Origin of the sequence: Haladaptatus sp. AB643 (assembly GCF_024136975.1) — an archaeon.
GTDB lineage: Archaea > Halobacteriota > Halobacteria > Halobacteriales > Haladaptataceae > Haladaptatus.
In genome coordinates, this window is record NZ_JAMYJW010000002.1 from 293,953 (window position 1) to 309,619 (window position 15,667).

The window sequence follows — 15,667 nt, forward strand, 5'->3', positions numbered from 1 at the left end:
CGGCCTGCTTGGCGGCGTCGAATCGTCATTTCGTATCATCGAACGAGCCGTATCCATTATATGACGTGCGCCGATATGTACTGTCAATGGTACCGTCGTCTCCGACCATCGGGTTCCTGCACTGTGACGACCTCTCTTTCGAGCAACAGTCGGCGCTCGATTGGGCGACGACCGAACTGGGTGCCGTCGAGCGTGTCCCGGTTACGGACCGCCACGACGGTGATTTCGAGGAATACGACGTCCTCTGGTGGCACCGTGATACACCGGTGAACCCGCAAACTATCGCCGAGGCGGCCGACGTGTTTGCCGCCTATTTCGAGCGCGGGGGCACCCTGCTGTTGACCGGCCAGGCGTTGACCGCGGTCGAAGCGCTCGGGGTCGACCCGGTAGCACCGGACGCCGTGGGAACGGAACCGGTCGAGACGCCCGTCGGTCCGCTGTGGAAGACCCAGTACGCCGACCATCCGGCGGTCGCCGCCTTCGACGACGTTCGGTTCCACACCCGTGGCGGTGGCGACACGCAGTCGTTTGCGCGATACGACAAGGTCCTCCCGGAACGCGCGGACGTCCTCGCGGGGACCGTCCGAGGGGACATCGACCGCCCGGACGAGGTGTCCGTCGTCGAATGGAAACCAGGAACGGGGACGGTTCTCGGCGTCGGTGCGAACGTCGAATTCGACGCTCACGGCGCGGACGGCGGCCGCGAAACCTTCCTCGCAGGATGTCTTCGTTTTCTCGGGGAAAATGCCGACGACGGTCTCGTCGGGCGGCCGAAGGCCGCCGCGGACCTCGCCGCGATGCGGACCGACTTTCGTGACGACTACGACCGTCCGAGCTACCACCTCACACCACCCGCGAATTGGTTGAACGACCCGAACGGCCTCATCGAGTGGAACGGCACGTATCACGCGTTCTATCAGTATAATCCGGGCGGACCCTACCACGACACGATTCACTGGGGGCACGCGACGAGCGAGGACCTCGTCCACTGGGAGGACCGTCCCGTCGCGCTCACGCCCAACCCCGACGGTCCCGACCGCGACGGTTGCTGGTCGGGATGTGCAATCGACGACGACGGGACGGTTCACATGCTCTACACGGGCGGGCGCGACGGACGCCAACTCCCGTGTCTCGCGACGGCGGTCGATGAAACGCTCGACGTGTGGAAAAAGGACCCCGAGAACCCGGTCGTGGCCGAGCCACCGGTCGAACTCGATATCCTCTCGACCGACCACTGGGACGCCGAGTTCCGCGACCACTCCGTTTGGCGCGAAAACGGCTCGTGGTATCAGCTCATCGGCTCTGGTATCGCGGGTGTGGGTGGGACGGCACTCCTCTACCGCTCGGACGACCTCCTCGACTGGACGTATCTCGGGCCACTGTACACGGCCGAGTCGGAAGCGGAAGGCCACATGTGGGAGTGCCCCGAACTCCTCGACTTCGGCGAGAAGCGCCTGCTCCACGTCTCGAACTACGAGCACGTGCGCTACTTCCTCGGGACCGTGCGCGATGCGCGCTTCGAACGCGAAACGTCCGGGATACTCGATTACGGCGACTTTTATGCCCCACAAACGCTACGGGACGGTTCGGGACGGCTGCTCACGTTCGGATGGCTGAAGGAAGCCCGGAGCGAGCGCGCACAGTGGGACGCGGGGTGGTCCGGAGCGCTTTCGCTCCCGCGAGTCCTCGACATCGAGGACGGCGAACTGCGCCAACGACCCGCCGCCGAGGTCGAATCGCTTCGTGGCGGCCATCACGGGTTCGAATCCCGGGGACTCTCCGACGGCCACCGTGAGGTGCTCCAAACACGCGGCAAGGCGCTCGAACTCGCTGTCTCACTGGACCTCGGTACCGCCGACGAGGTGGGCATCGTTCTCCGGGAAACCGTGGACGGCGAGGAGCGGACGCCGTTGCACGTCCGCCGGGACGAACTCATCCTCGAACGCTCCACGTCGAGCCTCCACCCGGAGACGGCCGACGACCCGATACGGATGCCGCTCGACGGGGAGGGAAGGGTCGACCTCAGGGTGTTCATCGACGGGTCAGTCATCGAAGTGTTCGCGAACGAACGGCGCTGTCTCACGGGACGGATCTATCCGACTCGCGCGGACGCCGACGGCGTTTCGCTCTACGCCGCGGGCGGGGATGCCCGCATCGTGACCCTCGACGCGTGGGAACTCGACGCTTCCGCCACCTCGTCGGCGGGTGTCGGGTCGACCGTCGAGGTGGGCGACGACTGAATCAGTAGTTGCCGTCCTCGTCCTCACCGTCGCCTCCCGACCCGCGATAGCGAATGTGATCGGGAGGGGTCAGCGACTCGCGTTCGAGAGGGATTTGCCCGTAGTCGAGTTCGCCCCAGATTCGGGTTCGGTCGCCCCCGACCTGCAATCGGAGCGTCGGCGCGTACGTCCCGCCGAATCGGCGGAACTGCTCGGGTTCGGGGAGGAGCGCCACGTCGTCGAGCGAGAGGCCGTTAAGGTCGAAGTAGTTGAAAAAGGACGTGACGAGGATTTCGTCGCCGTGGGAGAAAGCCAACCACGAGTACGCCTGAAACGGGGCGTTCTCGGGGTTCGCCACGACGAGACCGGTCTCGTTGAGGGGTTCGTACGGTCCGAAGACGGAGTCGGCGACGAAGCCGTAGAGCGCGTCGAAGCCGCTCAGCCCGGGCGCGAACGTGTGGAGATGGCTCGGGGTGAAGAGGTAGTAGCGCCCGTTCCGGACGACGATGTGTGGCCGTTCGAGTTCCTGATTCACGCGTTCGGCGTCGAGGATCGGATCGAGCGGTTGCCAGTCGGTCGGGTCGCCCGTTTCCGAGCGTGCGATGCCGATACAGCCGTTGTACGTCCGTTCCGGGTCGGGGTCGTCTATCGGGGTGTTGCCCTCGAAGAGGAGATACGACTCTCCCGTCGCGGGGTCCTCGAAGAACCAGGGATCGCGAAACGTGTAGATGGGACCGTTCTGGCGATTCGACTGTTCCTGTGTCTGGTACCGTACCCCGTCCGGTTCGAAGAGAACCGACTGCTCCCACGGGCCGTCGATGGCCAGTCCGTGTTCGTCCGTCGAAACGGTGCCACCCGCTCCGACGCAGATCCGTTGTTCGTACGTGAGTTCGGGTTCGTCACGGTGACCAGCGGCGGTGTAGTAGGCGTACACGGTGCCGTCATCGTCCAGCAGGGCCGACCCCGCCCACTGTCGGGAGCCGAACGCCTCCCCCTCGGGGAAAATCGGTCCGCCGTAAGTCCACTCGCGCCCGTCCGTCGAGTAGAAGTACCGGATGCGCGCTTCGTCGTGCCGTTTTCCGGGAAGGAGCGACGACGAAGCGGAGAGCGAGAACGCCACTCGATAGCCGTCCACCTCGGCGATCGAGCCGTCGCGCTCGCGGAGAAACCACGTGTCCCAGAGGTGGTACTCCTCGGAGATAGCCCGTTCGGGCGGGTAGATGATCGGTGCCACGGTGTCGGGCGTACGACGAAGTCGGGACGCGTGGTCACGCGTCCACTTTGACCGCCTGTACTCGTCCGGACGGGACATGGATATCCTCTCCTTCTTACTTCACCGACTAAAGCTTCCCTCCTCTTTCGGATCGGAAGTCCGTTCGGGAGGGTCTTTACCGCAGACGTGGGACGGAGGTTACGTGTCCCCGTCCGTATCGATGGCCTCCCGTATCTCCTCCCGAACGAGACGACGAAGGGCCGACTCACTCCACGTCCCTTCGTCGTGTCGAAGCGCGGCGAGTTCCTCGTTCAGCGACGCGACCTCCGTGTGGAGCGTCTTCACTTGATTTCGGAGGCGGTCGGGACCGCGTTCGAACTGTTCGGGCGTCAACGTCGGCGTGTCGAGTTCGATATCGCGAGAGACCGGAATCGGGGTAAGGAGCCGTGATCTGGTCACCTGCTTCGCGCTATCGAGGTTCTTTCCGAAGTGACGGGCGAGGTGATCCTGTGCGTAGTCGGGACCGTGAACCATGGCCACCGTCGACGGTTCGACGGCCCGGGCGAACTTCAACAAGCCGGATTGTGCGGCATGGGCGCTGAGGCCGTCCACCGTTTCGATCCATTCCGTCGGAACGGTCGCTCGGGTGGTCCGCTCGAACCCGTCGTCGGTCTCGACGCGCGTCCACGCCACGGAATCGGAACTCGGCCAGTCCGTCCCGAACGGCGTCGCGTCCGTCGTGATCGTCACTTCGTCCTCGCCTGCGTCGAGGTAGTTCTGGAGCGTCCGCCCGGTCGTCCCCTTCGACTGATAGCCGGTGAGGAACACCTTCGCGTCCTCGAACCGGGCCGCGAACTCGACGAGATACCGCGGGGAATGCCCGCCGGTCAGCATCCCGGAAGGCGCGATGACGACGGGGACGGTCCCACCCGACAGCGGGTCCGTATCGGTGAGCAGTTCCCGTCGCTCCTCGTCGTTCCGCGGAAACCCGGCACCGTCCGGGAGGAAGGGGCGGTCCTGCCCGCTGTTTTTCGCGCGGTTGACGATGGACTCGTCCATGTACGTGTCGTCCAGTACGTACTCGTGATAGATCTCGGTCGCGTCCTGGGCCATCCCGTCCACGACGAGTTGTACCCGTGAGCCGATGTCGCCCGGATGTGACGTAAACCGCTCCTTGAACAGCAGTTGGAGGAGTTGTGCCCGGCCGACCGCGAACGTCGGGATGAGAACGGGTTGGCGGTTTTCGACGGCCTGCGCGACGGCGGCGAACAGCCCCGACCGCGCGTCGTGCATCGACGTGTGACTGTGCTGGCTGCCGTACGTGGACTCCGTCAGGAGAACGTCCGCGCCGGGCGGTGACTGGACGTCCGGCAGATGAGTCGCACGCCCGCCGATATCCCCCGAGAAGACGACTCGGTAGCCGCCCGTCTGGAGCATGAGCCACGCCGAACCGAGGAGATGGCCCGCGTTCCCGTACTGGAAGACCAGCGGTTCCTCGTCGGGTGTCGGGGCGAACGGCTCGACGCGGCCGCCGCCGTAGTCCACCGGTTCGAAGCGTTCGAAGACCGCATCGACGTGTTGCCGGTCGAACCGCTGTTCGGTACCGGAACGCTGTGTCTCACGCCTGTGGATATGGAGCGAATCTTCGAGGAGGAGCTTTGCGAGGGCGATGGTCGGCGGCGTGGCCAGAATCGGCGCGTCGTCGTCCAACAGCCCGTTCGCTTCGAGGACGGGGAGCCCACCGCAGTGGTCGATGTGCGCGTGCGTGAGGAACACGGCGTCCACCCCTTCGAGCGACAGGCCCCGGAAGTCGGGAAACGTCTCGCCGGACCCTTGGCGCAAACCACAATCGACGAGGTACGTCGCGTGTTCCGTATCGACTTGGTAGCAACTCCGTCCGACTTCGCGTGCGCCGCCGCGCGGCGTGACGACCAGCGGGGTGTTCCCGTCCGGAAGAGCGTCGAAGTGTTCGAGCGGGTCGAACTCCGGTCCCGCGTCGGCCGGAAGCCACGGCGTGTCAGTGTCAAATTCGGTCATTGTTTCGCGCTCGTACGCCGAGCGTCGTTCGAAGTAAACGACGCTCGGCACCAAGCAGTAAAAAAAACGGAATGCCGCGATCATAAACCCGTCCATGGGATGCGCGGTCATTCCACGTCGTTCAGATCACGCTCCAGGTGGTCGAGTCGGTCTTCGAGGTCCTCGATCTGTCGTTGCTGTTCGAGGAGCATGGAGAACAGTGCGGGAATCTCCACGGGTTGGGGATGTTGGTGGGAGTGCTGGCGCCCGCTCGCGTCGGCGTGTGCGCGTGCGAACTCGAAAAGTCGGTCGAACACCAACTGGTCGTCGCGCCGGAGACCGCGTCGATACGCCGTCCAGCGGCTTTCCATCGCGCGGAGCAGGTCTCGGTACGTCGTGGTCGTTCGACTCATGGGCGCACCTCGATTCCGTGAGCCACCTCGTAGCGCGTGGTGTCGATTCCATTTTCGAGGGGCGAAACCGTCGATGCGTGCTGTGCTGTCATCACAATTACTCTATCCCCCGCCGGAACCATAGGCAAGACCGGGTCGTTTCCGACGCTTCCGAAACTCGATATCAGCGCAGTCGATAGGTCCGCGCTCGGTTCTTTCCCTCGGCGACGACGAGCCGATAATGTTCCATCTTCGAGAGGTGATTTCGAACCGTTCGGTTCGTCTTCGGGTTCTCGACGCGCTCCCGGTACGCATCGTACAGGTCGCCCGGCGCGAGTTCGCCGGTTTCGTCCAAAATGTCGTAGAGGGCGCGTTGATGGGAGTTGAGTTGGTCGATGGTTTTCTGCCGGACTTCGTGGCGTCCGTCCGGTATCGCTTCCCGGACGATATCGCACGTGATGTGGTCGGCGTCGCCCTGCTCGGCGCGACGTGCCGCATTCCTGAGGATCCCGATCGCGATCCGTGCGTCGCCCGCCGCCGCGTCGGCGATCAGTTCGAGTTGGCGGTTTCCGATTGCGTCTTCCGAAAGTCCCCACTGGGCGCGGGCACGGAGGATCGAGACGAGTTCGTCGAGGTGGTACTTCTCGAACGGAACCCGAACGCACGTCCGAAGCCGACTCGCCAAGCGACCGTCGAGGTGTGAAAACAGTTCGTCCTCGTGATTCGTGATGAGTACCATCGAAATCGTCGGCATTCGATACAGATCGTAGAGAACGCTTTTGTCTTCGAGTTGGTCGACTTCGTCCAGGATGACGACGAACTGCGGCCCGTCGTACCGCTGGAGGCGGTCGAGGAGTTCGTCCTTCGGCGTCGAGCGACGGTGGATGTTGACGGTTCGGCCGATGCCTTCGAGGATCCGATAGAGCACCTGAAACCGCGTGTAGTCCTGCCAACAGTTGACGTACTGTCGGTTGATGTCGAGGACGTTCTCGCGCAACCGGTCGGTGGTGAACTTGGCGATACAGGTCTTTCCCGCGCCCGACGGGCCCAACAGGAGCGAGGTTTCGCCGTTCTGCCCGTCCATGATGGGTTTGAGCGTGTTCGATAACGTGTTGATTTCCTCGTTTCGATGCTCGACCTCTTCGGGAACGAACTGTGGTTGCAGGACGCGAGCATCGTGAATCATATGAGAGTGTGTATTCCGGCCGTCATAATAAACGGAAGTGGGCGGTTTCCGATTCTTCCGAAAACGTCGTCGGGACTATTGGCCGCATCAGCGGCGTCCGGGACATCACCTGCGTCAGCAGTATCGACCATCAATCGGACCGTTCCTCACGATACGCCGCGACGATACGCTCGATACGTTCGGTCTCCCAGTCCGGGTGTTGCTCCCGTAGGTAGTCGACCATCGCCGATTCGGACAACGATGGGGTTGCATCGATCGACCGATTCGGCGACATCGTCGTCGTTCGGGCGTCGGACGTGGAAATTCGAGCGACGAGCGAGTTCCATCGGCGAGTCGCACTCTCCGGTCGCTGCGCCCAGAGGAGAACGAAGGAGAGACACCCGCACCCGACGAACAGTTGCCACAGCGCGGATTCCCGAAGCGTCAAGACGGCGAGCGCGAGCGGCGGGAGCCGGGCCGTGTGTGAGTAATCGAGCAGGACAGTCCGGTTCCCGTCGAGGATAGCACGGACGAACGCCCGGTTGTCCGACCGGCCGAGCATCGTGTTGATCATGATGCTGGAGTCGCTGACGACGAACACGCGCCCCTCGCCGACCCGTTCGACGGTTGCGACGGGCATCGAGGAAATCGTCTCGTCGTCGTCCAGTTTCCGGTTGCCGTTCGTGTCGAGATAGGCGTACTCGGACGTGCTGACGAGCACCGTCGCGTTTCCTGGGGTAACGACGGTACCGTGATTGAGCGTGAGCGCCGAGATGTTCGCCACGGGCGAGCGGTTCGACACGTTGTCCGCAACCGGTAACGCGGGGGAACGGTACTGTCGCTGGTCGTCGCGGACCGGGCGGCCGTCGAGGCGGGCGTCGGTCCCCAGCGCCGAGAGCAGCCGATTCGTCCGTCCCCCGTAATCACCCGCGACGAGCAGCGTTCCGCCCTGCCGCACGAATCGTCGAAGGCGAGCGCGGTCGGTAGCCGAGTAGTTCTCGTCCGGCGAGAGGATGATTCCGACGGTGCCGTTGGGAGTCACACGCGAATAGGCGGCGGTATCGTGGGCGATTTGCGAGGTCCCACTCGTCTCCGATGCGACGCCGCGGAGGTCGCTCGTGCCGTCCCACGCGTGATTGTACGCGCCGAACGAGGCGCTCGACGTGGAAGCTGTGACGAGCAGACCGACGACGACCACGAGGGCGAACGCGCCGAGGACGCGCGTCGGCATCGGGTAATCGGACGGTCGTTTCACTTAGAATACCCCCGACGGAAGGACCGCCAAGACATGACGGGCGAGGATGACGACGAAGACGACGAGTCCGACGAGGATGAACCACTTCAGCCGTCGTCGCCACGTCGGCGTTACGTTGAACGGTGCCGTGAGTTCGATGATGACGAGCAGTCCGACGAGCGAGAGAACGAAAAACAACTCCAACGAGAGGGCGTGCAGCACCGCCAACCCGAGGAGGGAGACGAGCATCCACGCGACCTGCCCGTGAACGAACCGTTGGCGGCGTCGAGTTGACATCTACTAATAACACAGGAAGCTGGCTTACCAAAGTATCGGTCGAACATAGTTCATCTTCGATAAATAGTGTAATTTATACGATCGTCGGTGGGCGTCGCCAGTTAACGCCACCGGCGATTATCGGTGGTCTGCATCCTCAATTGACGTCATCAGCGGTTATCGTTGGCCATCGATATCGCTCCCTCGGTCGCACCACACCGAACGTTCGGTTGGAAGCCGAAGTTCCTAACACGGTCGTCGAAAAAGGGGAAAGCATGTGGCCATGGGGACACCTCGCCGTCGGCTATCTCCTGTATTCGTTCTGGTGCCGAGCCGATGACCGTTCACCGTCCGCAGTCGGAACGGTCGCAGTCGCGTTCGGCACGCAGTTTCCGGATTTGGTCGACAAACCGCTCGCGTGGACGTTTGCCGTACTTCCGACCGGACGAACGTTAACGCACTCCTTGTTGACAGCCACACTGCTCCTCGGACTGCTGTGGATCGGCGCTCGTCGATCCGAAAGGCGGATTCCGCTGGGTGCGTTCGCCATCGGCTACCTGAGTCACCTCGCGATGGATTCCGTGCATCCGCTTCTGCAAGGGAGACTCGCGGACGTGAGCTTCCTGCTGTGGCCCGTCCTTTCCCCCCCCGTCGTACGAGACGTCAAAGAGCTTTTCCGCTCATTTCGCGAACTTCGGCCTGACCCCGTTCGTCCTCCTTCAGTTCGCGCTCGCCGGGATCGCGCTCGGCGTCTGGATCGCCGATGGCTCTCCGGGAATTGCCGAACTGCGTGACCTGTGGTCGGGAATGACGCAGGACCATTTCGGAGAACGGTGACGAACGTGAGACGGGAAAGGGGAAGCGCTGGCCGGAAGCGATGGGGTTCAAGCAGGTTGCTGGACAATCACGGGTATGGCGCTTCCAAACGGAGTGTACGATCTTCCGATAGATGTCTCGCTCGGCGACCGAGAGATGACGCTCACCCCGACGGCCGTCGAGACGCCGCGTGGCCTCCTCCTTCTCGACGTCGGGATGCCCGACGGTATCGATGACCTCACCGGTGCGCTCGATGACGAAGGGCTGGACCTCGACGACACGTGGGCGGTCGTCCTCACGCATCAGGATATCGACCACGCTGGCTGTCTCGCGGCGGTCGTCGAACGAACCGACGCCGTCGTGTTCGCACACGAAGCGGACGCGCCGTACATCGAGGGCGAAAAGGAACTGCTGAAATCGAGCGAGGAACGCCCCATGGCGATCGATCCGACGACGATCGATGTCCGTCTTACCGGTGACGAGACGTTCACGACCGACGCCGGGCCGATGGAGATCATCCACACGCCCGGACACACGCCGGGGCACGTCTCCTGTTACTTCCCCGAAGAGGAGTTGTTGATCACGGCAGACGCGCTCAACGCGCCCGAAGGCGAACTCGTCGGCCCACGCGAAGGCGCAACCCCCGAGATGGAAACGGCGTGGGGGAGCGTCGAAACGATTGCGACCCACGGCATCGACCACGCGGTCTGCTTTCACGGTGGCTACGTCGAGGACGGAACGGAGCGGATCGAGGCGCTGCTTGCGGATCGGTAACCGCTTCGACGGACGTTCCCCTCCAGCTAGACCGTGATCGGACCCCACCGTTTCCACTACTAGCCGGACATGAACTCGGCACGAACTCAACCGCGACATCGTGACCGTCGTCGATGCGTTTCAAACGACGATCAGCGAGGTCGGTGCTCATCGGGGTATCATCGAATACCTTCCCGACTCCGGTGAAGAGTTCACTACGATGTGAGTTCGAAAATTAATTACTCACAGAGGACAGGATTCGATACGCACTGGTGCGCGAATACGCGACGTCGAACTGCTCCGCCACGAGACGCTGGACGAGCGGGATGTTCCACTCCTCTGCGTCGTAACCGGCCGCTTTGGGGGAGTTCCGTAGCAACCGAAGGAGTTCGTCCCGTTCTTCCCCCCCCGAGCTTCGGCGGCCGACCGGAACGAGGCTTGTCGCTGGCCGCGTTCCGGATGGATTCCTCCTCGAATCGTTGCAGCCAGTTATAAATGGTCTTGCGGGAGAGGCCGTACCAGTCGGCCAACTCCGTCTGTGAGACGCCCTGTTTGTACGCGATCGCGACCATGATCCGTTTCGTGGTGGTGGCGTCGTCCGCGTCCTGCAGTGCCTCCCGAAGCGCGGCCGTCGAGACGTCCTCCAGTTGTGCCATCGTCCTGTACAACAGAGAGAGTGGGTAAATAGTTTTGGGATAGTTGATCTGGATATCGGGGAGAATCGCTGCGACATCATGATCGCACCGTATCGATCACCCGAGACAGTCATTACAATGATATCGATGTAACAGAGTGACGGTGGAGACCGGTGACGATCGTCGAAGAAACGGGGCGGGGAGTTCCGGAACGATCCGAGTCGGTCAATCGAACGAGTTCGTTTTCAATATGAAAATATATACCATGGGAATACATACTAGTACCATGGAAAAGCAAGCCAATCACCCGGTGCGGACGACCGAGAAGACGCTCGGTCTCGTCGATCATCTCGATGCCGTCGATCAGGCTAGCCTCGGAGAACTCGAAGCGGAGGTCGACATGAGCAAGAGTGGAATACACAATCACTTGAGCACGCTCCGGGAACACGGATACGTCGAAAAGGTGGGGGAAGAGTATCGGCTCACGCTGAAGTTCCTCTCGATCGGCGGGCACCGGCGAAACCAGTTTCCGCTGTATCAGCTAGGTCGGTCGAAGGTAAACCAGTTGGCGGCGGATACCGGTATGTTGGCGAACCTGATGACCGAAGAAGGCGGACGAGGCGTCTATCTGTTCCAATCGAGGGGGGATTACGCGGTCAATCTCGATACGTACGTCGGCTATCGGATTCGACTCCACAACATCGGCATCGGAAAGGCGATCCTCGCCTATCTCCCGCGCGAACGCGTCGAGGAAATACTCGACAAGTGGGGGCTCCCGAAAGCGACCGACCACACGATAACGGACCGGGAGGCCCTCTTCGAGGAACTCGAAGTGATCCGAGAGCGTGGCTATGCGACCGACCACGAGGAGCGGACGGAGGGACTCACCTGCATCGGCGCACCCGTTCGTCTCGACGGCGACGTTCTCGGCGCGGTCAGTATCTCCGCGCCGACGAAACGATTGGGAAACACCGGGTTCGACAACGAGATCATCGCGCAGGTCGAGAGTACGGCCAATCAACTGGCGCTGGACATCAAGTACAGCTGATTCGACCTGATTCGCGGGGGCAAAGAATTATCTCCCGTGCCCAAGTGGGGGGAAACGAACACACGATGCCGGAAATCATCGACGCGTACACGCACGTCCTCACCGAGTCGTTCTTCGACGAGTTGACCGACCGATACGGGTTCCAAGGCCTCTCCGGCCGTCCCGAGTTTCTCTGGGACATCGAACAGCGGAAAGCCGACATGGACGACTACGGTATCGACAAGCAAGTGATCACGTTGGCGCTGCCGACGCTGTTTCAGGGGATGGAACACGACTTGGCGCTAGAGATTACCCGCCTCGCGAACGACGAGATTCGACGACTCGCGGACGAACATCCCGATTCGTTCGTCCCCGTCGGGACGATACCGACGGCGAGCGAGGAGTTCCTTGCGGAGTTCGATCGGTGCATCGACGACCTCGACATGGCCGGCGTTCAGATCTTTTCGAACGTCGATGGACGGCCGCTCGACGACGACGAGTTTTGGCCCCTGTTCGAGCGCGCCGAGGCGACCAAAACGCCGCTCTGGATGCATCCGCAACTCTGGGAGTGGTACGACTGGGCGTCGGAGTACATGGAACACCGCCTGTTCGGGTGGCCGTTCGACACAACGCTGGCGCTCTCGCGGTTGGTGTTCGGCGGCGTCATGGAGGCGTATCCCGACCTCGAACTCGTCTCCCATCACGGCGGAGGGATGGTTCCGTACTTCGGGGAACGAATCGCGATGTTCTACGAACAGCGACAGGCGTACCCGGAGAACTACCCCGGGTTCCACGAACACGCCGCCGACCTCTCGAAACCCGCGGAGGAGTACTTCGAGCAGTTCTACGCCGATACGGCGGTGTCCGGGTCGGTTTCCGCACTGGAATGTGCCGACGACTTCTTCGGGTCGAGTAACCTGCTCTTCGGAACGGACTACCCGTTCAGCCCGGAACGAGGACGACGGACGGTCGAAGTGACGAGGGACGCAGTCGAGTCGATGGACGTCGAGTCGGACGTAAAAACCGACATCTTCGCCGGAAACCTCCGTACACTCCTCGACTGAGCGGACCTATTTTCAGCTTGAAAACGTAATTTCGCATTCACCCTCAGAGTCCGACGAACCTTCCGTGAAAGGGGCCTCCCGGACGGACATCGCGGTAGCAGGGATCACAGGTAGCTCGAACCGATCCGTGGACGCAGACCCCCATTACAGAGGTATGACCGTAACGGGTGTCGTTCTTATTGGTGACTTACGGAGATTCGATGAGTAAAACGAACCGCAATCGGGAATTATCCATTTTCATATCGAAAACAGACCTGATAGCCAGCGAAATGAACTCGCGATACCGGAGCGGTGGAAACCGGTACGAAGACCCGCGATCCGTCGTTTTCGCCCACGTTACTCCTCTCACGGATGGTAAATCGTCGGGAAGATGCCGGGAACGGAGGAAGAGTATTTTCGTATTGAAAACGTCTCTTCGAACGGTTCGAAACCTTCGAAACGGATCCGACGGGCGTTATTCCGCTCGCAGTTCGACCGAGCCGAGGTTCGCAAACTCGATGGAGTATACGTCTCCCGGTTCGATGTCGATAGCGGCGGTGATTCCGCCGCTCATCACGAGTTCTCCAGCCCTGAGTCCGTCGTCCAGGTCGTCGAGCCGGTTGGCGAGCCACGCGACGGCACGGGCGGGATGACCCATGATGTCGGCACCGACGCCCGACGCTTGGGTTTCGCCGTTGACCGAGATGACGATGCTCTCCATCCGCAGATCCACGTCCGTGACGTCCTTGAACGACTCCCCGACGACGACCTTTCCGGCGGAGGTCAGGTCGGCGATAACGTCCTGTGCCGAGGGGATCGACCACCCCTGATACCGGCTTTCGAGGATTTCGAGGACGGGGACGACGGCCCGTGTAGACGTGAGAACGTCGGTGGTCGAGACCGGTGCGGTGAGGTCTTCGTCGATGATGAAGCCGATTTCGGCCTCGATACGCGGCGCGATCATCTCGTCCGTCGGAACGGGTTCCCCTTCCAGCACCGTCTCCGGGGCGACGTAGCCGAAGATAGGTTCGGGAATGCCGAGTTGGTCCTGTTTCGCCTCGCTGACGAGGCCGAGTTTGTGGCCGACGGCGTTCTCGCGGTCCGCTTCCGTCAGACGGTCGAACACCTCGAACTGGATTCGATACGCGTCCGCCGTCGAAAACTCCGCCTCGTCCGTCAGCGGCGGAATGGGTTCTTTCGTCGAGTACGCGTCGTACAGCTTCGTTGCGAGAGTATCGATCTCGTCTTGGCTGAGAGCCATGTGAGTACCACATCGAACCGGATATATAATTATACTCCTCCGAGTTGCGGTGAAACCGTTCCGGGCGACATCACTTTATATCAGGTGTCCATACTGGGAGATACACATGGCAGAAGTAGTCGAATCAGAACCGGAGATTTCCATCGACGCCGACTGGGACGCGATGTACGTCGATGGGGAGTGGAACCGGGCCGAGGACCGAGACCGAATCGACGTGTTGAACCCATCGACCGGCGAAACGATCGGTTCGGTGCCGTCAGCCGCCACCGAAGACGTCGATGCCGCGTACGAGGCGGCGACGCGGGCACAATCGGAGTGGGCGAAGACGACGCCGGACAAGCGCGCGGCCGTCGTCCGTCGCGTCGCGGAACTGATCGAGGAGTACGAGGACGGGATTCGGGAGATACTCGCCGTCGAAGGCGGAAGCGCCCGTCCGAAACAGGACATCGAATACGGCGGTACGGTGACGTTCGTCCACGACGCCGCGTCGTTCGCGTTCAGGATGTCCGGGCGACACAACCAGTCGAAGATTCCGGGCAAGGAGAACATCATCCAACGCAAGCCCGCGGGCGTCGTCGGCGTCATCTCGCCGTGGAACGTACCGCTGAAACTCTCCATCCGCGCCGTCGCACCGGCGATTGCACTCGGGAACAGCGTCGTCCTGAAGCCAGCGGAGGACACGCCCATCGCGGGTGGTCTCCTTATCGCCCGCTTGTTCGAGATGGCCGGACTGCCCGACGGCGTCCTGAACGTCGTTCCGGGCGACGGAAAGACGGCGGGTGATCGGACGGCTTCGCATCCGGCAAGCGACGTCGTGGCGTTCACCGGTTCGACCGAAGCGGGGAAACTCGTCGGAAAGAACGCCGTGGAACACTTCGCCTTCCCGGCGCTGGAACTCGGTGGCAACAACCCACAGGTCGTTTTGGAGGACGCCGACCTCGACCAAGCGGTCGACGCCGGTGTCTTCGGAAGCTTCTGGCACCAGGGACAGGTGTGTATCTCCATCAACCGCCACCTCGTCCACGAGGACGTCTACGACGAGTACGCATCGCGGCTCGCGGAGCGTGCGTCCGAACTGAAAATCGGCGACCCGACCGACGACGATGACGTCATCATCGGACCGATCATCAACGAATCACAGCGCGATGGGATACTGGAGTACATCGAGCAGACCGTCGAGGCAGGTGCCACGCTCGAAACCGGCGGGAACGCCGACGGCCTCTTCGTGGAACCGACGGTGTTGACCGGCGTCGAAAACAGCATGCCAGCGGCGTGCAACGAACACTTCGGTCCGGTCGCCCCCATCATCCCGTTCGAGACCGAGGAGGAGGCCATCGAACTCGCCAACGATACCGACTACGGCCTGAGCGCGTCCGTCCACTCGGCCGACCGCGGGCGTGCCCGTGACGTGGCCGACCAAATCGAGGCCGGAATGATGCACATCAACGACCAGACCGTCAACGTCGAGCCACACACCCCGTTCGGTGGCACGAAATCCTCCGGCATCGGCAACTACAACGGCGATTGGATCATCGACGAGTTCACCGAAGTCCGCTGGACCTCCGTTCAGCGCGAACCGCGCGGATATCCGTTCTAAGCGCCCCGTATCGCTTTTTT

14 protein-coding genes are annotated in these 15,667 nt (G+C 62.2%); 6 read left to right on the forward strand and 8 right to left on the reverse strand.

Annotated features, from left to right (window positions below):
• Positions 1-86 precede the first annotated feature (86 nt).
• Complete coding sequence (locus tag NKF25_RS06180) at positions 87-2,240, forward strand: GH32 C-terminal domain-containing protein (protein WP_253225826.1); 2,154 nt, start codon at positions 87-89, stop codon at positions 2,238-2,240.
• A gap of 1 nt (position 2,241) precedes the next feature.
• Here the strand turns inward: NKF25_RS06180 and NKF25_RS06185 are convergent, their stop codons facing one another.
• From NKF25_RS06185 to NKF25_RS06210, 6 genes are all read right to left on the reverse strand, one after another.
• Entirely contained in the window at positions 2,242-3,531 is a 1,290-nt protein-coding gene (locus tag NKF25_RS06185; RefSeq protein ID WP_253225827.1) for a glycoside hydrolase family 68 protein, read from the reverse strand.
• A 99-nt stretch (positions 3,532-3,630) separates the two neighbouring features.
• Positions 3,631-5,469 (reverse strand): MBL fold metallo-hydrolase, encoded by a 1,839-nt coding sequence (locus NKF25_RS06190; protein ID WP_253225828.1) that lies wholly within the window; start codon positions 5,467-5,469, stop codon positions 3,631-3,633.
• A gap of 107 nt (positions 5,470-5,576) precedes the next feature.
• Positions 5,577-5,861, reverse strand: coding sequence for a hypothetical protein (locus NKF25_RS06195; protein WP_253225829.1), 285 nt, complete (start codon positions 5,859-5,861; stop codon positions 5,577-5,579).
• Between the two features lie 163 nt (positions 5,862-6,024).
• Positions 6,025-7,026 (reverse strand): Cdc6/Cdc18 family protein, encoded by a 1,002-nt coding sequence (locus NKF25_RS06200; RefSeq protein ID WP_253225830.1) that lies wholly within the window; start codon positions 7,024-7,026, stop codon positions 6,025-6,027.
• Between the two features lie 130 nt (positions 7,027-7,156).
• Positions 7,157-8,260, reverse strand: coding sequence for a DUF4350 domain-containing protein (locus NKF25_RS06205; RefSeq protein WP_253225831.1), 1,104 nt, complete (start codon positions 8,258-8,260; stop codon positions 7,157-7,159).
• Positions 8,261-8,536 carry a hypothetical protein gene (locus NKF25_RS06210; protein WP_253225832.1) on the reverse strand — a complete coding sequence of 92 codons (276 nt, stop codon included), beginning with the start codon at positions 8,534-8,536 and terminating at the stop codon, positions 8,261-8,263.
• A gap of 254 nt (positions 8,537-8,790) precedes the next feature.
• On the opposite strand from NKF25_RS06210, the gene NKF25_RS06215 reads away from it, so the two are divergent.
• Positions 8,791-9,309 (forward strand): metal-dependent hydrolase, encoded by a 519-nt coding sequence (locus NKF25_RS06215; RefSeq protein ID WP_253225833.1) that lies wholly within the window; start codon positions 8,791-8,793, stop codon positions 9,307-9,309.
• Positions 9,310-9,427: 118 nt separating this feature from the next.
• The gene (locus NKF25_RS06220; protein WP_253225834.1) at positions 9,428-10,105 is read left to right on the forward strand and encodes an MBL fold metallo-hydrolase; all 678 of its coding nucleotides are present in this window, start codon (positions 9,428-9,430) and stop codon (positions 10,103-10,105) included.
• A gap of 218 nt (positions 10,106-10,323) precedes the next feature.
• Here NKF25_RS06220 and NKF25_RS06225 read toward each other — a convergent pair whose 3' ends face one another.
• Positions 10,324-10,740: a helix-turn-helix domain-containing protein gene (locus NKF25_RS06225; protein WP_253225835.1), complete on the reverse strand. Its 417-nt coding sequence runs from the start codon at positions 10,738-10,740 to the stop codon at positions 10,324-10,326.
• A gap of 265 nt (positions 10,741-11,005) precedes the next feature.
• On the opposite strand from NKF25_RS06225, the gene NKF25_RS06230 reads away from it, so the two are divergent.
• Both NKF25_RS06230 and NKF25_RS06235 read left to right on the forward strand, forming a co-directional pair.
• Positions 11,006-11,767 carry an IclR family transcriptional regulator gene (locus NKF25_RS06230; protein WP_253225836.1) on the forward strand — a complete coding sequence of 254 codons (762 nt, stop codon included), beginning with the start codon at positions 11,006-11,008 and terminating at the stop codon, positions 11,765-11,767.
• A gap of 65 nt (positions 11,768-11,832) precedes the next feature.
• Complete coding sequence (locus NKF25_RS06235) at positions 11,833-12,810, forward strand: amidohydrolase family protein (protein ID WP_253225837.1); 978 nt, start codon at positions 11,833-11,835, stop codon at positions 12,808-12,810.
• A gap of 454 nt (positions 12,811-13,264) precedes the next feature.
• Here the strand turns inward: NKF25_RS06235 and NKF25_RS06240 are convergent, their stop codons facing one another.
• Positions 13,265-14,050, reverse strand: coding sequence for a fumarylacetoacetate hydrolase family protein (locus NKF25_RS06240; protein ID WP_253225838.1), 786 nt, complete (start codon positions 14,048-14,050; stop codon positions 13,265-13,267).
• A gap of 106 nt (positions 14,051-14,156) precedes the next feature.
• Here NKF25_RS06240 and NKF25_RS06245 point away from each other — a divergent pair, with 106 nt between their 5' ends.
• Positions 14,157-15,647 (forward strand): aldehyde dehydrogenase family protein, encoded by a 1,491-nt coding sequence (locus tag NKF25_RS06245; RefSeq protein WP_253225839.1) that lies wholly within the window; start codon positions 14,157-14,159, stop codon positions 15,645-15,647.
• The last annotated feature ends 20 nt before the right edge of the window (positions 15,648-15,667 follow it).